Raw genomic sequence first — 15,637 nt, forward strand, 5'->3', positions numbered from 1 at the left:
TTGTGAAAGGACCCGAACTCCAGCGGGTTCTTTTTTATTCCTCTTCTTATATTTTTGTTCTTTTTTGTTACGAAATTGCGTTTTGCTTGTATATACCCATGTAAGCACTGAATAAAGAGAGGAGTTTTTATATGAACACTAAATTCGAGATTAATATTTCACCAGAGTTTATTATCTCTATCGTTCAATTATTAAATTTTTTACCTTAGCAGGAATCATTTGATTCTTGCTTTTCTTTTTTCGTTTGTTTTGCGAAATGCAACACGTTTGCGCTTATCTTTCTTTAACAACAAACAAGACGCCACCCAGATCACGGTAGCGCCTACAATAATTGCTGTTGGTTTAATCATTAACAAGTATATCTGGTCCCTTCTTTAACATGTACGAGAAACCCGAAATGAATACGACACTAAATATAATAATAGAAGACCACATATTAAAATGATATTCTTTACCTGCAGCTAAATTATATATGTTATGAACCAAGAAATTAGCACCTATGATAATCCCACCTAAAAATGCACTAATTAATATGCTCATTAAATAAAATTTAAGCTTTTGAAACATTTTCCCTCTACCCCTTTTCTAAAATAAACTTTATTTGAGTTTCTTTAGAAAATTATAACATTTATTTTCAGGTATTATTAAATCCATAGTTAAATTAAGGTTATTTTAAGGATGTGTTTTCTATCCAAATGTCCATTTTATTCAATAAAAAGAGTGCACCTGCGCCAGTAGGTGCACTCTTAATGTGATAAGGAAGTTTCTTATGAGTATTGAAACGAGATAGATACAAGCGAGTGAACTTGTACTATACTTCAATATATGCTTGTCCTCATCAAAAGGTGCAATAAAAAAAGCACCCTCGCCCAGGCGCCAAAAGATAGATCATATACTTTGAGGTAACTAACACGTTAGAAAAGACCTTTCCATATCATTGTATGATTATCAATTATCTTTATACCTAGATGACTCATTAAATATGTTTAATGTATAATTTCTATATAATAAAATAAAAAGCACCTAAATGAATGTTTTTATTAATAAAAACATTCATTACTGACTCATACTTTACCTAAAAGGATTGTTCGCAATGCTTTTTCTTAGATACTCTTCACTGTGTATCAGTTCCATTCTAGGTGGCATACTAATACTTTCTTTATTGTTCTTGTAAAAGTACATACTTTCTAATAAAAAGAGGACATCCATGTTTGGAAATGTCCTCTTTTTCAGTACGCTATTCTGTGATTCAATTACGGTAAATGAAATTTTATCCTGCTTCCAATTACCTATTTCGCTACACTCACCCGCTCCAACAATATTAAGTAGCTGGAAGAAGAGCAAAAGCCCTTCCTTGCTTACACAACAGATTTGACTTTGGAATTGAAAACAAGAAACTTGAAAGGAGAGTATTTCTAACTCTTATTATTCCGTTCATACTATAAATGCACTTGAGTTCTGAACTTCCTTCTTAATGCGTTTCAGAAGAGCAGTTAGCTTTTGCTAACTGCTCTTTTATTTGCAATCAAAGAATGATAAGAATTCACTATAATTAATGTGTTCGAAGTTACCTGTATCATTTTTAACAGCTATACCAACTTCTTCTGGTGTTCTAAACAACTTGAAGTCTTCGTCATTAAAACAATATTCTTTACCAGTACTAAATCCTCTTGATTCAGTTTTTGGCACCACATATGATCAATCTCTAAGACTAATTAATATTGATAAGTCGATTAGAATTTGCAAAACGTCCAGAGTCTTACTCATATCCATTCCTCCTTGAATATAAGTGATAACTTGTCATATACTATTTATGCATCTAGATTTTCATTTTGATCGGAGCAGTTAGCTTTTGCTGGCTACTCTTTGTTTGTAAAAAACACTCAATTAACTGAACGCGCATATAATATTCTGCGTTCCTTTCTTTATAAAATAGTCATTACAAAATGAATCTCGTCATGAGAGCACTTTATTAAGTGCTCTTTCTTGATTTTAAACTAAAACATAATGAAATTTTTACCACATAGCTAATTGTTAAATATTTTACGTTTATACATTATAATTGAATACGGTATTGTGTATTGGCATTAAGAGAAGCACTCTGGTCAAGTGCTTCTCTTTTTTATAAAATAGCGTTTTTGTCTAGTTTTATTACACCAAAGACATATAGAAAACTATATATCAAGATGTTAAAATGTTATTGTGATTCCCATATGGTTTCACAAACGACTTTTTCTCTGTTCTTGGGTTCTTACTATTACGTAAGAACCATTTTTTTATTCAAATTACGATTTTGTTCTATTTTTTGATACATTTATGAAACATTCATATGTTATCTTCAGTATGTTCTTTTCTCTTTTATTAATGCCGTGTGAGATATACTCAGACTTGAAGCCCTAGACCCCCTAACTCTAGGGCTTCTCTATTCAAATAAGAATTTTGTTCTATTTTTTCATTTAAAATATATAAAAATGATCCCTTTATAGAATTCGTCACACCCTAATAAAACAGACATATACTATTGTGTAATTCATTCACTTCTCTATTGGACCACCACCTAAAGGGCACTTATATAGTGCTCTTTTTTAGTATAAATTTTTATTTAAAATAACTATTTTGTTAAATTTCTCAATTCACTAAGTGCTAACTTTATAAAATGAATTCATATACATTTATTGAATACATATACGTTCATATAGAACTAAATAATTTAGGAGCTGATTAGTATGACAAGTAAACCAATGGTAATAACGCTTCCTCCTATATCAAAAACCAAAATTACTTTTTATTCTTCTTCTGGTGAAGTAATTAACAACACTTTTTTACAAACGAGACTTCAGAGCCTATAGCAACGTTTGCATATTGTCCTATAGACTTTGAAAGATTTGAAACTAAAAGAATGCCAGTCCTTATAAAATAATTTTCATTCTCATTTACGAATAATCTTTTTTTCATTACACATACTACATCTGAGCGCTCTCTCCCTGGGCTTCGCTCTTTCAAAACGGAAGGCACTCCTCCGTGCAGTGTATAAACATAGCGGGCAATCCAGTCAGTTGCCTGCTATGTTTGTTTATAGGTGTAAAGATTATTGTAAAAACTAACGCTTTTATTTCAAAATTATATTGTTTTAAACTATCTATTCTACTTCTCTTGTTCATATGCCAAGTTCTCTATTCATACACTAAACATAATTGACATAACTGAATGGAGGATAACTATGTCTTTTGCAAATATTATTAAATACGGACGCGTTCCCCTCTTTAATTCTAACTTCCCTTTAATTTTATTTTGGAGTCAAAAAAGTGGCTGTACCTCTCTTGCACATTGGTTTTTTTATCAAATAAATTTATTTAAACAAGCCATAAAATACGATTCTTTCATCCATAATTATGAAAATGAAATATATAAAAACTCCTCGGACTACTTTATTGAATTAGCTGCAGCTTTATATTCAAAAGAAAAAGATACCTATAAATTAGTAAGAAACCCGTATACAAGAGCTGTAAGTTCATTCTTCTCATTAATCGCTCCCCCTTACATAGAAAACCCAGCATGGAATCCTATTCGGAATTTTTATTATGGTAATCAATTTTGTAATAAACCTATTTCATTTAAAATCTTTCTCTACTACTTAAAAGCACAAATGATGGATTTAGAACAAGTAGATCCACATTTAATGCAGCAGTATGAACCAGGTGAGGATGAGTTTGTTACAAAGTATATCTACCTTGAAAATTTCTCTACTGAAATTATTCGCCTCGAACAAATATATCAACTAAAAACTTCCCCTTTACATATACTAACCAAATCATGGCATCATCAGAAGGACAGGGCGATTTTTAAAGGTAATTTTGCAGATGCTGATATTACCGATTCTTTATTCCCACGCCTCCCAACATACGATAGCTTTTATGACTATGAAACTATCCAATTAGTACAAGATGTTTTTAATAAGGATTTCAGCACATACAAATACCCATTAACTCCTTTAAAAAATAACTGATTTTCTAATTGCAGTTTCATATATTATGAGGAAACTTAAATTGACCTATTTAAGTTTCCTCATAAAACTCTCGTCGTAAGTTGGGACACTGGAAGCCGTGTTTTTTTTAATAAAATCAAATTTAGTCTTTATCAAAATCTTCAATACCATGTAAAATTTATGTAAAAAGTGTTAACCAATCCTCGAAATATACGTAAAATAGAAAGATGGTTAGATGATCCCTACAGCTCGCCAACTCTAACTTTAGGTATAGAGGTGATGAAGTTATTGGTGGATCTATTGTAAGAGGATCTGAAAATGTATTAGAGGTAACTAATGCTAAAATTATCTAAAAAAAGACGGACAAGGAAGTTATATTCGAACAGGATATCCCGTAAGATAGAAATTTAGGAGGATACTTATGAATGATAAAGATTATATGCACAGATAATTAAGTGAATTTTCAGACGAAATATTTCATCAAGATATAGGAACAGTAGAAAAAGCCTTAAATGAATTTATAGAAGAAGCTCACAAAGTGTGTATAGAAAACACTGTAAAGCACATAACTGAATTTTCAAAAAGTTATTTATCCACGCAAGAAAAAGAAGAATTCATTGAATATTATACTGAAATTTATTTTCCTTCTTTAAAACTTAATCCTATAGAATAGCTTGAACAAACAGTTGAAACGTTAAAACAAGCATTAAAAAAGCATTAATAAAAATCGACCGCCCTTAATTAAAGGGCGGATTTTATTTTTTTATCAAACTATTCTTTTGTTTTATTTAACTTCATACCACCAACCTTTACGATCAAGGTATTCTTTCATTGTTTTAATTGAACGTCCGACGTTGAATCAGAAATGAAATATGTTAATCCATCAGGTTTTAAAATGATTTTAGCAATCATTTTCAAGGGCATTACCCCCTGTAACATCAGGAGTTTCATAAGGTAAAAAAGCACCTGATTGGATGATGTTTTGTTTAGGTGCTTGTACAACTTCTTGTGTTGCTGATTCAGTAAACCAAGACATTGATTTATTACCTATAAGTAAATTTTCTCTTTAATTTAAGAAAAAAAGATAAGACTCTTTAAAATGATTTTTCTTGATTTCTCAATATAAAGAGTCTTAGATTTCCGCTAACAATCCTATACTATATGAACAACGAGTAAGGTACGATTGAATGATTGAATATATCCACTAGCGATGGCGCTATATTCTTTGCCGGCATGTACATATATAAAGCTAATATTTTATATGAATATTCGTAATCAATATTCATATATTACAATAGCGTCAGAAGTACCATTAAAACAATTAGAGCAACTACCACAGCTACCACAACCGCCACAACTAAAACAACCAAAACAACCGAAGCAACCAAAACAACGGAATCCACCACAACGAAATCCACCGCAACGACCTCCACAACGACCACAGCCACCACAACGACGAGCAGCATCTTCAATATAGTAATATGGATATTGGTTTTGCTGGTCCCAATACACAACATTTCCAGACTGGTAATCATTAAGGCTTAACGCTTGTAGTTCTTGTTGAAACTGATTCATTTTCATGACCTCCGTTTATTAACTTTTAACCTTTTGACGCTTTCCTATATTTCCTAAGTAGAAATAGCACTATAAAGTGAAACGTTAATCAGTGGGGGTTTTGTTCATCACCCACTGATTATTAGTTGAACCAATCGGACGTTTACGGACAGCCCGACTCCCACCTAACTTCTTTGCTCCAACTGAATTTTGAGGTGGGAGTTTTACTGTCCGTTAACGCGGGATAAACTAAGTTCAATACATACACCTACAAAATATGACCTATCACTAGATGATGCACCTTGTTCATGTACCTATTTTTCCACGGGCTCATTTTTATAAATTAAAAAAAGACGCATTTAGATTGATGCGCCTTTTTGCGATACTTCTTTTGTTAAATCATATACATAAGTATGATTCATACCTGTAAATAGCAATACCTCTTCTCTTTATCCCATTACGTTTTTCTCTTCTGTACTTATCGGCCACTTTTCTAATGTATAAGCCATTTCCCAAAATGAATATTCATATTGACTGCTAATAATAAAATGCTGCTTCATACGCTTACGGTCTGCCTCTGTTACTTGTTCAGCGATAGTATCTAACCTTGTAATTTGCTCTTCAACTAATGTTCGGAACCAATCGGATCCATAAGCAGAAATCCATTCGTTATAAATCGGCTCTTCTGGCTGGCACTCTTTTAAACGCTCACCAATTTCATAATACAACCAATAGCAAGGTAAAATTGCTGCAATAATATCGCCTAAATGTCCTTCATACGCAGCACGATACATATGTGAAGTGTACGCATATGCAGTTGGAGCAGGGATAAAATTATCTTTTTCTTCTTGTGTTATCCCTAATTTCTTCGCAAAATTCTCATGTAAAGATAATTCCGCTTCATATGTATTTTGAGCATGGTGTGCCATACGAGCTGTCGTTTCTAATTCTAGTGCTTTTGCAGCTCCTAAAGTTTGTACTCTAGCAAAGTGACTTAAATAATACGAATCTTGAAGCACATAATAGCGAAAACTAGCTAAATTTAACGTTCCTTCACCAAGTTTTTTTACAAAAGGATGATGAAAACTAGCTTCCCAAATTGAGTCTACTTCTTTACGTAATGATTGTGAAAAAGTCATGTAAATCCCTCCAATTATGTATGAAATTTAAGTATTTACCCACCATTATTAAATCTGTAAAACAAAAAAACTTTCTTTACAGACGTAAAGAAAGTGAAATTGACAGTATTTATACATGAAACAGCAATGTCTTTCCCACTTCCCTACGCTGGCATTAACCAGATCAGGTACTAAGAGTCTCAAATTCCAATTTGATCTCAGCCTATAATAGGCCCCCCTAGTGGATAAAATATTTAATTTTCGTATTGTATTCATCATAACATACTTCATGTAACTGTCAAAAGTTATTCATGATACCACTACTTAAAATCCTTCGTCTTTTCTTACTCTTAATGAAGTTTCAATAATCATATCTAATAGTTTACTATATTCAATTCCCGCTGCAGCTGCACTTTTTGGTAGTAAACTCGCTTGCGTCATCCCTGGTAATGTATTAATCTCCATTACATATGGAATACCATCCTTCACCATCATATCCACCCTTGCATAAACGCTGCATTTTAATGCTTTATAGCAAGCCAGTGACGCTTTGTTTACACGTTCCTTAAGTTCAGCTGGAAGTTCAATAACTTCTTCAATTGTACTAGTATCATCATATTTCGCATTGTAATCAAAGAACTCAGCCGCATGTCGAATTGAAATGATAGGTAACTGTTTTCCATCAAAAATGGAACATGTAATCTCATCACCTTTAATGTACTTTTCTATTACTACTTCAGAATCCCATTCGAACACAGTTTCCAGCATTGAAATTAATTCGTCTTTATCATAGACAATCTTTACCCCCACACTCGAACCACCAGAGTTTGGTTTTACCACTAATGGAAATCCTAACTTATCTAATTCATCAACATTTAGATCCTCCATTTTTGTAAGTTCAATCCAATCAGGTGTTTCTATTCCTTCATAACGTAGAATCTTTTTCGAAACATTTTTGTCCATACATATACCGCTAGATAACATATTGCTCCCGCTATAAGGAATACCTAAACTTTCAAGCGTTCCTTGAACTGTCCCATCTTCTCCATATTTCCCGTGTAATGCGAGCAGCGCAAAATCAATTTCTTTCGCTTTTTCGATTAAATCCATTTTTTCATTTAATGTAATTGGGACAATTTCATATTTATTTTTATCTAAATTTGCAATCATTTCATTTCCAGTCATAATGGATACTTGTTTTTCAGAGGATACTCCTCCCATAATAACGCCAATTCTCATTTCCTCAACTCCAAATTTCGTTTTTTATCCCACATTAACGAGCAGTAAGACCCCCACCTCAAAATTCAGCGAAAGCAATGCAGTTAGGTGGGGGATCAACTGCCCGTAAAAGCCCGATTGGTGAGGGCTAATAATCAGTGGGGGATGACCCCCCCTGATTAAAGTTTCACTTTATTGTATCACCGATTATTTTGATTCCCCGAACTATTTCTTCTTCTTTCAAACGTGAAAATCCTAATCGAAACGTGTTCGCTCCTCCTCCATCAGAATAAAACACATCTCCAGGAGAAAAAGTAACCCCTTGCTCATAACACTTTTGCAAAAGTGTGCGGGCATGAATTTTTTCTTCTAACTCTATAAATAAATGAAGTCCACCATCACCGGTCATTCTTTGAAACGGAATGTACTCGTTACACGCCCCAACAGCTAACTCATATTTTTTCTTATAAACAGATCTTGCCTTTTTTAAATATTTTTCAAAATATCCTTCATGTAAATATTGAAATAGGACAGCTTGATCTAAAGTAGATGTGTGAATAGTTCTTGCTCTTTTCACACTTTCTAAATAATGAATTAGTTCTTTATCTGCAATGATCCAACCTACACGCAAGCCAGGGAAAAGTACCTTTGAAAAGCTACTAATATAAATCACATTATTACCAGCACCAGCAAAAGTTAATAATGGTGCTAAATGTGAACCTGAATAACGTAACTCTTCATTAAATCCATCTTCTATAATAGGAATCTTATATTTTGAAAATAATCTCATCAGTTCCGTTCTTTTCTCTGAACTCGTCACAATGCCGGTTGGATTATGATAGGAAGGAATTAAATACGCAAAATCAAACTCTTTTTCACGCAAGCTTTTTTCAACTTGATTCGTATCAATACCATCTTCATTCATATCAATACCATGAACTTCAAGGCCATGTAAGCGGAATAGCTTCAGCGCAGCATGGTGAGTTGGATTCTCACAAATAACTCGACCTGATTTCTTTGATAACGAGGATAGAACAATATCTAACCCTTCAGTAAATCCATTTGTAATTAAAATATCTTTGTTCGAAATATCTACACCTTTCATTTCCATATAATGAAGTAGATATTTCATTAACGGTCTATAACCTTTTGCGTATCCGTAATTTAATACGACATCACCTTCAATGGACATACGAGTAAGAAAAGCTCTTTTGAAATTTTCCACATCAAATAGCTTTTCGTCCGGAGCAATACTGTTAAAAACAATCATTCCTTTTTCCCAACGAACACCATGTTTCATTAAATCTAATTCATCCGCTAATAAAGTAACTGTATTAAGTTTATTTTTCCAATCTATTTCAACAGACGAAGTGTTCGATATATCAACCTTCGCAACAAAATTCCCTTTTCCTTTAACTGCATAAATGAGCCCTTCTTGCTCTAAATCTGCATAAGCAGCGAGTACAGTGTTTCTGCTTACACTAAGTAATTCACTTAGTTCCCTTGTTGAAGGAATTTTTTGATCCCCGAGCAAATGCCCTTTCATAATCATCTTCTTTAAATAATCTTTTAATTGAATATAAACGGGACGATCTTTCACAACTTTAAAATCTTTAAACAATTCCTTACCCCCTGCAATCATTTTTGCATATTTATTTCATTCTCAAAAGGTCCACTACATATGTATTTTTTATAAAGGGCGGTACGGTTTTATAAAATACAACTTTAATCAATTAGTAACTTTACTCCCCGTTAATACGTGACAAATCTTTACGATATAAATTAATTATATCTTTTAAAGCTGCTGCTGCGGCTCCGCGTGGATTTGATGCACCACCAATTGTAGTAACTTGGCCCATCGTATCTGTAAAGAACGTAATCCCTTTTTCTGTCCCATTTATATTTGCTAGCGGATGATCTTTATCTATTTCGCACGGTTCAACATTTAAATTCACATTGCCATCCTCATCTTTATATGCTGATGCAATTAATTTAATAAATTTATTTTGTTCCTTAGCATTTCGAATTTGTTGTTTTGTAACATGTTCAATTCCTTTTATATGTATATCTGTAAGCATATGCTCTGTTCCCATTAAACTGTTTGTCAAAAGTAACAATTTACACGCACTATCAGAACCACTTACATCTAATATTGGGTTCGTTTCAGCAATTCCTTTACGTTGCGCTTCTTTCAGTGCTTCTTCAAACGTAATATTTTCCTCATTCATTTTCGTCAGAATATAATTTGTTGTCCCGTTTAATATTCCTTCTATTTTTTCAATATGGCAACCAGCTAAACTAAATTGACCAATATCAAGTGTAGGTAATGCGGCCGCAGTTGCACCACTATATCGAATTCGTACATTCGCAATTTTTGCTGCTTCATTTATTTCTCTCCAGTTTGTAACAAGCGCACCTTTTGAAATTGCTACTATGTCCATTTGTTTTTCAATCGCTTGTTTTATATATTGTTTTCCTGGATTTCCATCTTTAAGGTTTGTAACTGTTGATTCTACCAGCACTGTACCACTTATGTTATCTGTTGCACGTTCCTCCGGATGATATTCTATATACTTCTCAATTGCTGCGCTACTGCTACCATACGTTAATAAGTCCTGAATAGATAACCCATCCTCATTATGTATTGCAACATTTCTACCTAATAAGCCACTTACAACTAACTCTATACCATATGTTTCATATATATATGAACATTTTTCATGTAGTAATTTTATAAACTCTCTTCCTACTGTTCCATATCCTGATAATACAACTTTAATTTTCATAATATCCCCCCATATTTTTCTACCAAAGCCCTCTTTCAATATAATATAAAGCGCCCTCGAATTCCATCGAGAGCGCTTTATTACTATCTATTTCGGTAAACGTGATAACTTTTCAGCAATTGCTCTATAAAACTCTTGAATGCTAGAAAAACCTAACGTGTCCGAAACATTTAATCCTACCATGTCGAAATGGTCCCAATTTGCTTTCGTTTCGATATGATTCCATCTTCCAACCTGTAAAGGCTCATAATTATTTACAGCAGTATTAGTAGAAGATACAATCATAGAATTGGTATTTACTACACCGTCATTTTGCCACCAAACAGTATCAATTAATGGACGATTTTCTTCATATCTTGCATAGTAACTTAAGTTCCCTATTAACAATTTTTTCATCGTAATATAGGACAAATGTAATTATCCTGTATATCATGAACACCACCCCAATATTTTACGCCAAGCATTTCTTCTCTACCACATACTCCCCCTAATAAAACGTTTACACTTTTTTAATTTACAGTATGCTTTCATAACTTACACATAATATAAATTATTATATATACGTTATATATATACAGAAAATATATACAAATGTTGATAAATATTAATTCAAGTAAACATTTACTTTTTACAATACATCTTGTAAATCTGTTTATTTGAATTTATAATTAGATATAGTTTCCTCATGTTAAAAAGATTTAAAAACCATAAGAAAACTAATCTCATTGCTTCAAAAGGAGGAAAAATCATGCAAATCGGATCAAATATTCATACATTGTCTCAACCTACTAAAATAACTCCATCTAATCTTGAGCATAATACTATCTCTTCTACTAAACTTGAAAGTAAGAAAGTAAATGATCCCATCAAGTTCGATATTCGTTCATCCGAAAAAGAAATGAAACAGCCAGAGCATAAATTTAATGAATTAGATTTATGGAAGATGCTAAAAGATAAAGGCGTTCCTTTATGGATCATCCTTGAAATGCTACAAAAAGTTCGTAAAGAAAAAGAAGCTCAAAATAATTCGACTCAAAATACTAATGCGATTGAGGAAACAAACGAGACTCGATTAAATGAAGTAATGTAATCTTTTTTATATAAATAGTCTATAAACTAAAAAGAGTTCAAGCTTGATAAAGTTTCTATCAAGCTCGAACTCTTTTTTAAGATTTTTCTCCAATCGTTACAAACTGAAAAGATACTTCTCCTTCCAAACCTTTAATTAGCTTTTTTACTTTGACATTTTCATTAATCATTGTATTATCTGTCGACATTTTAGGTTTTTCGTCACCTATAGATTTTTTAAATTGAAGAAGATGCATTTTTGTTTCATTTGCTTTTATTTCCTTATATACGCTATTTTTTGCTACAATCACATACCATTGTGTTGGATAAATACGCTTGTTACCTATCCAAGCGTCACTATTGTATATGACAGGAATCTCTTTCCCTTCTAGTTTAATACTTTTCAAAGTCTTTTCGTCGTCTTGCGCAAACAGTAGCGAACCCTCTTTTGGGAATTTCGGTAACGTATTTACAGGTATATAATTAGAGCCATTGTCTCGTTCACGAAAAACTTTAGCTTTAATCAATGCTTGTGCTGTAGACTCATTTAAAATTAATACCTGTCCGTTTCCAACTTTACCTTTTTTTACAGAAAATACTTCATTTTCTTTCGTAATTTCCTGATAACGATTAATAATTGGTGAAATTTTATTTTCATCTCCAATGATTAATATACCGTTTGCAGGAAATAGATTCTCCTTTTTAGAACATGCACTAAAACTTATTAATAGTAGTATCGTTAACATAAAAATAGTTAGAGTTCTTTTCATCGCGTTTCCTTTCATCATACAGTTGATTTTTCACATACTTTCATATAGTCTTACAAGCTAATAAACTCTATTGTTCCATAACCTTATAAAGCTTTTGCAGGTAACGCCAACGGGTTATAAAGAAATATAAAACTTGTATACAAATAAATGAAATTAAAATTACGATAGAACTATTCATAATAGAAAAATCGAGTAATTGTTGTAATGCCATATAAGCGACTACGGTATGTATCACTGCAATGATAATCGGTAAGAAGAACATTAATAATAACTGTCTCGTTACAACTTTCTTTAGCTCGCGTTTACCTAATCCCATTTTCGAAATCATTTTATATTGCTGTTGATCACGATCCAAATCCGTATATAATCGGAAATAGATAAAACTAGCAGCGAATGTAAAGAAGACGATTCCGACTAAAACACTTGCCATAAGTAATAGTCCATTCGTTTGCTTCGCACTTAACAAATCTAGAGTTAAAGCTCGAAATTGAAAACTACCTTCTTCTTTCGCGAATGTACTAATTAATTCGTTTGAAATTCTCTTCGTTTTTATCCAATCGTCTACAACAAATCCGTAAGTACGATATGGAATATGAATATTATTTGGATCACTAGTAATAGGTATTTCATCATATACTTGATCCTGAACAGCGATATATATTTTTCTAGTATCATGTGGTAAAACTAAATTTTCTACAGCTTTTTCCACTTGAAATGTCTTTGTCCATTCACCTTGAATGACTTCTATACTTTTTTTATAGTCGCCATTTTTAAATTCGTGTTTTTGTGATACGACTCCAGGAATTAATAAAGTTTCACCTTCATTTTCAATTGTTTCTTGTTGATATCCAAGTGCTTTAGCAAGATCGTTATATTCGCTTAACTTCATTACAATTACATTACTTTCTGTGTATATATATGAAGCTGAAGCCATTCGATATGGAATATTAGCATCAGCAAGATGTTTTTTTATAATAGAAAGATTTTTATTTAATGCTTTATTGTTTTCAAAATCCTCATATAAAAATGTATACGGATTTGTCATCCTTACTAAATCTTTACTTCCAATTGCAGCTGTTGTACCAATCGCTGTAAATGCAACTGCTGAAACAATAGAAACTATAAAAAACATTGTTGCATTATCTTTCATACGGTAAATTAATTCAGAAATCGTTAATATATTTGTTCTCTTTAAAAAGAAAGATTCTCTCCTTTTAGCAAGATGTAATATATACACGCTACACTGTGTATATAAAAAGTACGTTCCTATAATTACTAGTAGGACACCCATTCCGAGCGTAGTAAAACTGGAACTTGAAATGAAACGAAATACTAAGAAATATCCATATCCTATACTAATTAAAGAAAGTAGTGATAATAAAATTGAAGATTTCGGTTCAGGTTTTGGTTTTTCCTCTGCTCGAATAAGTTCCACAAGTTCCGTTATTTTTACCATTTTAAATGTAAATAGTGAAACAATGAAAAATAAGAAAAGAAAAGTGATAATCGTTAATAATACAGCCTTCACTGGTGTATAAAAAGGCAAACCATTATTAATCATTAATACACTTGCGCTTATCAATAAGACTAGTTTAGAAAATATGAGTCCAATGAAAATCCCTATACAAATTGAACCAAATCCAATCAACATATTTTCAATTAATAATAATTTCTTAAATTGTCTCATTGACATACCTTGCATCATTAATATGCCAAATTCTTTCTTACGAGTTTTTAAAAATGAACTAACTGAATATAGGATAAAGAAAAATGAAAATACAAAAATCAAACCTTGCGAAATTGTAAATCCCATCGTACCATATGCACTTATTGTTGCACTTGTTGATTTTAATTCCCCTTGTAAATCAGGATGAAATAATAAAAGGGCATATGTAAAGAAAATCATAATAGAAAATGCACTACTTAAAAAATGAGCAGCATATGTACGCTTATTCCGAAAAATATTATTAAATGCGAACTGACGAAAAGTCATGCCTTTTCCCTCCTAACAAAGAAAGGACATCCATAATCTTTTGATAAAAAGTTTGCCGACTTTCACCACGATAAATTTCGTTATACAGTTGACCATCTTTTATGAAGATTACTCGGCTGCAAAAACTAGCTGCATACGGATCATGTGTAACTAACATCATCGTTGCCTTTTCTTCCTTATTAAGCGTATCCAGCATCTCCATTACATCATTTGAAGATTTAGAATCTAAATTCCCGGTCGGTTCATCAGCAAGTAATAATTGCGGCTTATGAACAATTGCACGAGCAATTGCTGTTCTTTGAGCTTGTCCCCCTGAAATTTCAAACGTTCTTTTATTCAAGATATCTGTAATATTTAATTTCTCTGCAATTTCTTCTACTCGTTTATTCATTTCTTGCACAGAAACACCATCTAATGTCATCGGCAATACGATATTTTCCTTCACTGTAAGCGTACTAAGTAAATTAAATGATTGGAATACAAATCCTAATTGTTTTCTACGGAATAAAGCCAAATCTTCAGATGATAACTGGAAAGGATTCGTACCATTTATTACTATTTCTCCCGATGTTGGAGAGTCAATAGTAGATACCATATTTAATAACGTTGTTTTCCCGCTACCAGATGGCCCCATGATCCCTATAAATTCACCTTCTTGAATTGATAAATCAATATCTACTAATGCTTTAAAAGGTATTTTCCCTTTATATACTTTACTAATATTTTTCGCATGTAAAATTCCCATTTCTATTCTCCCTTCATTTGCACTTCTCATAACAGAGTGTAAATGAATTGTCTTACAGTTCATATTGATTCTTCTTTCATTTATCTTACACGCTTGTAAGATTTCTAAAAAAACTGATAATAACATTATTTACAAATTAAAATTAACGCATAACTATCTTATAATAATTGTATAGTGGTAGGAAATACAATCTCCTATCTTTATTATACGAAAAAGAAAAGACCGATAATGGTCTTTTCCTTCCCGAAGTTATATTTTTAACTTACGCCTTTAATTGAAATGTATTTGATAAATACTCTCTGCATCACTGATCGTAAACTCTTGTAGGTATAGATCTCCACAATCTATTTTAAATAACTTAGTGAATCTATCTTCTTCCATGTTAATCCCCCTTACTTAT

12 protein-coding genes, 5 pseudogenes and 1 riboswitch are annotated in these 15,637 nt (G+C 32.1%); of the genes and pseudogenes, 4 read left to right on the forward strand and 13 right to left on the reverse strand.

Annotated features, from left to right (window positions below; genetic code table 11):
• Positions 1-342: 342 nt before the first annotated feature.
• Complete coding sequence (locus tag QCI47_RS14965; RefSeq protein WP_061130413.1) at positions 343-567, reverse strand: hypothetical protein; 225 nt, start codon at positions 565-567, stop codon at positions 343-345.
• A 948-nt stretch (positions 568-1,515) separates the two neighbouring features.
• Positions 1,516-1,692, reverse strand: coding sequence for a hypothetical protein (locus QCI47_RS14970; RefSeq protein WP_239696957.1), 177 nt, complete (start codon positions 1,690-1,692; stop codon positions 1,516-1,518).
• A 1,528-nt stretch (positions 1,693-3,220) separates the two neighbouring features.
• On the opposite strand from QCI47_RS14970, the gene QCI47_RS14975 reads away from it, so the two are divergent.
• The 3 genes and pseudogenes from QCI47_RS14975 (at position 3,221) to QCI47_RS14985 (ending at position 4,658) form a co-directional block, all read left to right on the forward strand.
• Positions 3,221-4,006, forward strand: a complete 786-nt coding sequence (locus QCI47_RS14975) for a sulfotransferase family 2 domain-containing protein (RefSeq protein ID WP_309423002.1) — start codon at positions 3,221-3,223, stop codon at positions 4,004-4,006.
• Positions 4,007-4,174: 168 nt separating this feature from the next.
• Positions 4,175-4,388, forward strand: a pseudogene (locus QCI47_RS14980) (RNase A-like domain-containing protein); the annotation flags it as partial.
• A gap of 18 nt (positions 4,389-4,406) precedes the next feature.
• Positions 4,407-4,658: pseudogene (locus tag QCI47_RS14985) on the forward strand (contact-dependent growth inhibition system immunity protein).
• A 111-nt stretch (positions 4,659-4,769) separates the two neighbouring features.
• On the opposite strand, the pseudogene QCI47_RS14990 reads toward QCI47_RS14985, so the two are convergent.
• From QCI47_RS14990 to QCI47_RS15020, 7 genes and pseudogenes are all read right to left on the reverse strand, one after another.
• A pseudogene (locus QCI47_RS14990) lies at positions 4,770-5,045 on the reverse strand (N-acetylmuramoyl-L-alanine amidase C-terminal domain-containing protein); the annotation flags it as partial.
• A gap of 215 nt (positions 5,046-5,260) precedes the next feature.
• Positions 5,261-5,566 carry a heterocycloanthracin/sonorensin family bacteriocin gene (locus QCI47_RS14995; RefSeq protein ID WP_080495756.1) on the reverse strand — a complete coding sequence of 102 codons (306 nt, stop codon included), beginning with the start codon at positions 5,564-5,566 and terminating at the stop codon, positions 5,261-5,263.
• Positions 5,567-5,988: 422 nt separating this feature from the next.
• Positions 5,989-6,678, reverse strand: a complete 690-nt coding sequence (gene tenA, locus QCI47_RS15000) for a thiaminase II (protein ID WP_309423000.1) — start codon at positions 6,676-6,678, stop codon at positions 5,989-5,991.
• 123 nt (positions 6,679-6,801) lie between these two features.
• Positions 6,802-6,907, reverse strand: a riboswitch (TPP riboswitch).
• 74 nt (positions 6,908-6,981) lie between these two features.
• A complete protein-coding gene (gene ddlB / locus QCI47_RS15005) occupies positions 6,982-7,896 on the reverse strand; it encodes a D-alanine--D-alanine ligase (RefSeq protein WP_309172068.1) in 915 nt (304 codons plus the stop codon).
• Positions 7,897-8,062: 166 nt separating this feature from the next.
• Positions 8,063-9,496 carry a MocR-like pyridoxine biosynthesis transcription factor PdxR gene (pdxR, locus tag QCI47_RS15010; protein WP_000471621.1) on the reverse strand — a complete coding sequence of 478 codons (1,434 nt, stop codon included), beginning with the start codon at positions 9,494-9,496 and terminating at the stop codon, positions 8,063-8,065.
• A gap of 121 nt (positions 9,497-9,617) precedes the next feature.
• Entirely contained in the window at positions 9,618-10,661 is a 1,044-nt protein-coding gene (locus QCI47_RS15015) for a homoserine dehydrogenase (protein ID WP_000695910.1), read from the reverse strand.
• An 87-nt stretch (positions 10,662-10,748) separates the two neighbouring features.
• Positions 10,749-11,078 (reverse strand): annotated as a pseudogene (locus QCI47_RS15020) (lipase-like domain-containing protein); the annotation flags it as partial.
• Positions 11,079-11,409: 331 nt separating this feature from the next.
• On the opposite strand from QCI47_RS15020, the gene QCI47_RS15025 reads away from it, so the two are divergent.
• Entirely contained in the window at positions 11,410-11,751 is a 342-nt protein-coding gene (locus QCI47_RS15025) for a DUF3914 domain-containing protein (protein ID WP_001165503.1), read from the forward strand.
• Between the two features lie 76 nt (positions 11,752-11,827).
• Here the strand turns inward: QCI47_RS15025 and QCI47_RS15030 are convergent, their stop codons facing one another.
• From QCI47_RS15030 to QCI47_RS15045, 4 genes and pseudogenes are all read right to left on the reverse strand, one after another.
• A complete protein-coding gene (locus QCI47_RS15030; protein ID WP_002163634.1) occupies positions 11,828-12,499 on the reverse strand; it encodes a lipoprotein BA_5634 family protein in 672 nt (223 codons plus the stop codon).
• A 67-nt stretch (positions 12,500-12,566) separates the two neighbouring features.
• Complete coding sequence (locus QCI47_RS15035) at positions 12,567-14,492, reverse strand: ABC transporter permease (protein WP_000144167.1); 1,926 nt, start codon at positions 14,490-14,492, stop codon at positions 12,567-12,569.
• Positions 14,467-15,237 (reverse strand): ABC transporter ATP-binding protein, encoded by a 771-nt coding sequence (locus tag QCI47_RS15040; protein ID WP_000511813.1) that lies wholly within the window; start codon positions 15,235-15,237, stop codon positions 14,467-14,469. The genes QCI47_RS15035 and QCI47_RS15040 overlap by 26 nt, the downstream gene beginning before the upstream one ends.
• Positions 15,238-15,519: 282 nt before the next feature.
• Positions 15,520-15,618: pseudogene (locus tag QCI47_RS15045) on the reverse strand (acetyltransferase); the annotation flags it as partial.
• Positions 15,619-15,637 lie beyond the last annotated feature (19 nt).

It is taken from the genome of Bacillus cereus group sp. RP29, assembly GCF_040459765.1.
Lineage (GTDB): Bacteria > Bacillota > Bacilli > Bacillales > Bacillaceae_G > Bacillus_A > Bacillus_A paranthracis.